3 protein-coding genes and 1 pseudogene are annotated in these 6038 nt (G+C 70.8%); 1 reads left to right on the forward strand and 3 read right to left on the reverse strand.

What is annotated here, in order from left to right; genetic code table 11:
* Positions 1-7 precede the first annotated feature (7 nt).
* From RUGAMON1_RS25465 to RUGAMON1_RS25475, 3 genes are read right to left on the reverse strand one after another with little or no spacing between them, the layout of a single operon-like run.
* Positions 8-1261: a glycosyltransferase gene (locus RUGAMON1_RS25465; protein ID WP_445233149.1), complete on the reverse strand. Its 1254-nt coding sequence runs from the start codon at positions 1259-1261 to the stop codon at positions 8-10.
* Between the two features lie 2 nt (positions 1262-1263).
* A complete protein-coding gene (locus RUGAMON1_RS25470) occupies positions 1264-1539 on the reverse strand; it encodes an acyl carrier protein (RefSeq protein WP_445233150.1) in 276 nt (91 codons plus the stop codon).
* 12 nt (positions 1540-1551) lie between these two features.
* Positions 1552-2334: a radical SAM protein gene (locus RUGAMON1_RS25475; protein WP_445233151.1), complete on the reverse strand. Its 783-nt coding sequence runs from the start codon at positions 2332-2334 to the stop codon at positions 1552-1554.
* A 346-nt stretch (positions 2335-2680) separates the two neighbouring features.
* Here RUGAMON1_RS25475 and RUGAMON1_RS25480 point away from each other — a divergent pair.
* Positions 2681-5896, forward strand: a pseudogene (locus RUGAMON1_RS25480) (beta-ketoacyl synthase N-terminal-like domain-containing protein); the annotation flags it as partial.
* Positions 5897-6038: the final 142 nt, after the last annotated feature.

Here is a 6038-nt window from a genome sequence, read left to right on the forward strand (position 1 = left end):
CGGCCGCTCACGCGGCCAGTCCGGCGCCGTGGCGCGCCGGCGGATGCGCGCGCAGGCAGGCTTCGATCGCCGTCAGCGCCTGCGCCACGCCGTCCTCGCCGGCCAGCAGCGCGGCCATCGCCGCGCAGCGCGCCCGGTAACCGTGGTCCGCCAGCGCCGCGCCGATGGCGTCGGCCAGCGCGCCGGCCGTCAGGCCGAGCCGCTGCAGCGGGCGCGGCCCCAGATGCGCCTGCGCCAGCACGTTGCCCCAATAAGGCTGGTCCAGCAAATGCCACACCACCACCGACGGCACGCCGGCGCGCAGCGCCGCGGCCGTGGTGCCGGCGCCGCCATGGTGGACCACGCAGGCGGCCCGGGCGAACAGATAGCCGTGCGGCGCATAGTCCAGGTGGTACAGCGTCGGCGGGCCGGAACGGACATTCCAGCGCGCCCAGCCGCCCTGCACCACGGCCCGCCGTCCGCTCAGCCGTATCGCCTCCAGCAGCAACTCGCGCGTTTCGTCGGCGCGCCCGCCCATGCTGCCGAAGCTTATCACCAGCGGCGCTTCTCCGGCGTCCAGGAAATCGCGCAGCCCGTCCGGCGGCGTCCAGCCACGCTCCTCGCGCAGCGGCCAGAAGCCGGTCACCTGGTGGCCGTCCAGCGGCGCCGGCAGCAGGTGGCGGCTGACCGCAACCAGGCTCAGCGCGCCGCGGTACTGGTAGGCCGTCACGGAATCGATCGCCGCCAGGCCGGCGCCGGCGCGGAAGCGGCCGACGGCGTCGCCCCACAGATGGTCGGCAAGTTCACGGCCAATGTTGCGGCCGACGCCGGCGCCGCCGGGCCGCTCCTGGCAGGCGACCGCGGCCGGGTTGAGGGTGACGGTGACGCAGGGCAACCCGGCCGTCTCGGCCGCCATCAGCGCCGCCAGCTGCATCCAGTGCGCCACCACCAGCCGCGCGCCGGCCACCGCCCGCAGGCTGTCGTTGTACTGGCGCTCGAGGTCGGGCAGCAGCGTGTCGCGCAGCAGCATCTGCATCTGCTTGCGCGGATTCGGCTCGTCCACCAGCGTGTCCATCAACTGCTGGTAGCGGGCGCTGGCCAGGTCGCTGCCGACCGGCGCGTAGGCCAGGCCATGGCCGCGCACGAAGCCGGCATGCATAGGCTGGGCCGCCAGCACCACGTCGTAGCCGGCATCGCGCAACGCCTGGCCCAGCGCGACAAAGGGCACGACGTCGCCGTGCGAGCCCCAGGTCAGCAGCGCGATGCGCGGCGCGCCATCCATCGTCAGTTGGCCGCCGCCAGCCCGGACGGGGTGGACGCGTCACCCGCCATTTTCTGGCGCAGCATGGCGCTGAGCGCGCCCACGGTGTTAATCTCAAGCATTTCCTGGGTGCCTATCGTCACGCCGAACTCATCCTCCAGCGTGTACATCAGCTGCACCAGCGACATCGAATCGACGCCCAGCTCCTGCAGCGTGGCGGCCGGATCGACGGCGTCGAAATCGAGCTTGAGGCCGATCTCCTGGCAGAACCTGCTCATCACTTCATTGCTTACACTCATGACTCTTCCTTCTCACATAATTTGGAACACGCCGGACCGGCTGGTCTCGTTCTCGTGCAGTTCATTGCAGCCGACGCAGGCGCTGGGCACCACTTTGCGCAGCAGCGAGTCGCGGATGTCTTCGATCGAGGTGAACTTGCTGGCGTCCTTGATGTAGCAGCAAGGCATTTCCACGCCGTCGATGTTGAAGAAGCGCATCACCGGCTGGTCGATATAGGCGCAGTTGTATTTCAGCTTGTGGAACGTCACCGGCAGCTGGCCCGGATAGCGCTTGGCGTAGTCGTCCTTGACCTGCAGCCCCTGGACCACGTGCTTGTTGATCTTCAGCTGCGCCAGGTACTCGCGCAGCGCGTCGAGCGGCTGGCCGTAGTCGACCGTGTGCACCACCACCCGCCAGGGCTCGTAGATCTCCAGCAGCTCCTCCAGGTTGCGCAGCACCTTGGCCACGTTGTGACGCTTGATGCGTTCGGCCTCGTCGGGATCGATGGTGTCGATCGAGATGCCGATGCGCGGAAAATACTGCGCCACCTTGTCCGGCTTCATGCGGCTGCCGTTGGTGATGGTGTACGGCGTGTGCCCGAGCGCGGCGACGGCCTGCACCATCTCCCAGAACTTGGGATGCATGGTCGGCTCGCCCTCCCCCTGCAGCGAGACCCGGTGCTGCCCCGGCGGCAGGCGCTGGTGCAGGATCTGGTCGAACAGCGCCATATCGATATCCCGCTGCTCCATATCGCGTCCGGCGCAGTAAAAGCAACCGTAGTTGCAGATGGTGGTCAATTCTATTTGAATATGCATCTCGGCATGGCCTGCAAAGAGAGGTGGGGAGGGTCGGCGGCGCCTCGCATCCGGGCGTGGCCGGCGACGTTGCGGCCGGCACGTGACAGCGACATCATAGGCAAGCGGCCGGCTAAGCGATAGCGCCGGAATTTCTAGGCATATCCGGATTTTTAACGCATAATTGCCGCTTTTTTTTTAAAAAACCCACGCCGGCGGCAGCGCCGGCTATAAGCATGAAACGCCGCCGGACGCAAGAAATCCGGGCCGTTCCGCTTGCGCCGCCGCGCGCCGATAATGACCGGCCGGGCGCTACGTCCATGCCGCCTCCCACCGGCCGGCGCTCCCTGTCCATCCACCAGAGAACATGTTGCGTACACTAGTCGACCTTCTGAGGCGTGCCGCCTCCGACGCGCCCAGCGAGGCCGTCATCCACATCAGCCGCGACGAGAGCGAGCAGGCCCACAGCTACGCCGCGCTCTACCGCGACGCGCTGCGCACGCTGGCCTTTCTGCAGGGGCACGGGCTGGCGCCCGGCCGCACCGTGCTGCTGCAGATCGCCTGCGAGCGGCGCCAGCTCGAATTGTTCTGGGGCGCGCTGCTCGGCGGCATGGTGCCGGTGATCCTGCCCAAGGTCGGCGCCTGGGTGCGCGATTCCGAAGCGGCGCAAAAACTCAACAGTGTGTGCCGGGTGCTGCAGGCGCCGCTGATCGTGCTTGACGCCGATCAGGTCGCCAACTACGCGGCGCCCGGGCTGACGCCGGCCGCGCACGGCGTGGCCTGGCTGGCCGACGCGCCCGGCCAGGGCCTGGCGGCGCTGGCCCGTCCCCACCAGGGCGAGCCGGACGACCTGGCCTTCCTGCAGTTCTCCTCCGGTTCGACCGGCGTGCCCAAGGGCGTGCGCCTCAGCCACCGCAACCTGCTGTGCAACGTGCGCGAGATCGCCGAGGCGGCGGCGCTGCAGCCCGGCGAGCGCATGCTGAGCTGGATGCCGCTGTTCCACGACATGGGCCTGATCTGCTTCCATCTGGTGCCGCTGCACGTGGGCATGACCCAGGTCAAGATGCAGCCGGCGCACTTCATCGCCGATCCGCTGGCCTGGTTGCGCAAGATCGGCGCCCACCGCGCCAGCGTGACCGGCAGCCCCAACTTCGGCCTGCAGCACGTGCTCGACAAGCTCGACAGCGCCGCGGCCGGCGCCCTCGACCTGTCCAGCCTGCGGCTGCTGTTCAACGGCGCCGAACCGATCTCGCCGCAGGTGGTGCGCAGTTTCAGCGCGCGGCTGGCGCCGCACGGCTTCCGCGCGGCGGCCATGTGCCCGGCCTACGGCATGGCCGAGGCCTGCCTGGCCGTGACCATGGCCGTCAGCGCGGCGGCGCCGCTGCTGCATCGCTTCGCGCGCGAGCGGCTGATCGCGCAGGGCGTGGCCCAGCCCGCCGGCGACGGCGACGACGCGCTCGAATACGTCGACTGCGGCGCCGCGCTGCCGTCGGTGCAGCTGCGCATCGTCGGCGACGACGGCGCCGTGCTGGCGCCTATGCGGCTGGGCGAGGTGCAGATCCGCGGCGTCAACGTCACCAGCGGCTATGTCGGCGGGGTCGACGCCGACCGGCTGTTCTCGGCCGACGGCTGGCTGCGCACCGGCGACCTGGGCTGCCTGTGCGACGGCCGCCTGGTGATCACCGGACGCCGCAAGGACGTCATCTTCGTCAACGGCCGCACCGTCATGACGGCCGACCTGGAGCGCCACCTGGCCGAACGCCACGGCCTCAGGGACGGCGCCGTCGTCGCCTGCGGCCTGAGCGACGCCGCCAGCGGCCGCGAACGGGTGCTGCTGTTCGCCACCTTGCGCGGCAAGCAGACCGACTGGCCACGCTTGCACCAGCTGCGCCAGAGCGCCCAGGATTACCTGGCGTTCCCGGTCGACGCCGCGCTGCCGGCGCGCCGCATCCCGCGCACCACCAGCGGCAAGCTGCAGCGCTACAAACTGGCCGAACAGGTGCGCGACGGCGAGTTCGACGCGCTGCTGGCGCAATTCCACCAGCACGCCCCGGCCGCCGCGCCGGAGGCGGCGCCGGCCGACGCCGGCCAGCGCGCGATCCGCGCGATCTGGGCCGCCGTGCTGCGGCGCGAGGCCGCCACGCTGCCGCTGGACGCCGCCTTCACCGCGCTGGGCGGCACCTCGGTGCAGGCGATCGAGATGCTGGCCAAGGTCGAGCAGCACGCCGGCCGCGAGTACGGCTACGCGCTGCTGCTGCAATGCCGCAGCATCCGCGAAGTGGCCGAGTATCTGGCGCGGGCCGACGCGGCGCCGGCCGCGGCCGGCCCCATCGCGGCGCCGGCCCCGGCCGCGCGCGCCGGCGACATCGCCATCATCGGCATGGCCGGCCGCTTCCCCGGCGCCGCCACGCTGGCGCAGTTTTGGGACAATCTGTGCGCCGGCGCCAGCTTCACGGCGCCGGTGCCGGCGGCGCGCTGGACCAGCCCGCGCGGCAGCTTCCATATGGCGGCGCTGGCCGACGCCGAGCTGTTCGCCGCCGACTTCTTCGGCATCGCCGAGGACGAGGCCTGCATCATGGACCCGCAGCAACGCCTGATGCTGGAGCTGGCGTACGAGGCGATGGACAACGCCGGTTGCAACGGCGCCCGCCTCGACGCCCGGCGCGAGGTCGGCATCTATCTGGGGGTCAGCCACAACAGCTACCTGGAGGAGATCGCGGTGCGCCGCCGCCGGCAGGACTTCAGCGGCGCCCAGCACACCCGCCTGATGCCGGCCAACCTGCTCAATATGGTGGCGGCGCGGATCGCCCACACGCTCGACACCACCGGCCCGGCGCTGACCTTCGACAGCGCCTGCTCGTCGTCGCTGGTGGCCCTGCACTACGCCTGCAACGACCTGTTGCAGGACAACTGCACGCTGGCCATCGCCGGCGGCGTCAACCTGATGTACACCGCCCACGCCCACGAAATGTTCGCCCAGGCCGGCGCGCTGTCGCCCGACGGCGTCTGCCGCACCTTCGACAGCGCCGCCAACGGCATGGTGCCGGGCGAAGGCGGCGGCGTGGTGGTGCTCAAGCGACTCGAACGCGCCCTCGCCGACGGCGACCGCATCGACGCCGTCATCGCCGCCAGCGCCATCAACAACGACGGCAAGTCGATCGGCATCATGGCGCCGGCCCCGGAAGGACAGGAGCAGGTGCTGCGCCGGGCCTACGCCCGGGCCGGCGTCAGTCCGGCCCAGGTCAGCTATATCGAGGCGCACGGCACCGGCACGCCGCTGGGCGACCAGATCGAACTGCGCGCGCTGACCCGGGTCTTCGGCGCCGAGGCCGGCGCCGGCGCCGGCCAATGCGGCATCGGCTCGGTCAAGACCGGCATCGGCCACCTGCTGGCGGCCGCCGGCGTGGCCGGCCTGCTCAAGGTGGCGCTGGCGCTGCGCCATCGGCAGCTGCCCGCCACGCTGCACTTCCAGAGCAGCCATGCCCGCCTGCGCTTCGACGCCAGCCCCTTCTATCCGGTGCGCGCGCTGACGCCGTGGCCGGCCGGCGCGTTGCCGCGCCACGCCGGCGTCAGCGCGTTCGGCTTTGGCGGCACCAACGCCCACGCCGTGCTGCGCGAGGGCGTGAAGCGCAGGTCGAGGTCGCCGGTCTTGGCGGTGAACTCGCACAGCGCGCGCACGGCGATCGTGTAGCTGGGTGCGCTCATGCCGCCCATTGCAGGTAGCA

Origin of the sequence: Duganella rhizosphaerae, assembly GCF_040364205.1 — a bacterium.
Classification (GTDB): Bacteria; Pseudomonadota; Gammaproteobacteria; order Burkholderiales; family Burkholderiaceae_D; genus Rugamonas; species Rugamonas rhizosphaerae.

Bases quoted from the DNA above. Each gene is read 5' to 3' on its own strand.
- RUGAMON1_RS25470 (WP_445233150.1), bottom strand. From the start codon at position 1,539: ATGAGTGTAAGCAATGAAGTGATGAGCAGGTTCTGCCAGGAGATCGGC.
- RUGAMON1_RS25465 (WP_445233149.1), bottom strand. From the start codon at position 1,261: ATGGATGGCGCGCCGCGCATCGCGCTGCTGACCTGGGGCTCGCACGGC.
- RUGAMON1_RS25475 (WP_445233151.1), bottom strand. From the start codon at position 2,334: ATGCATATTCAAATAGAATTGACCACCATCTGCAACTACGGTTGCTTT.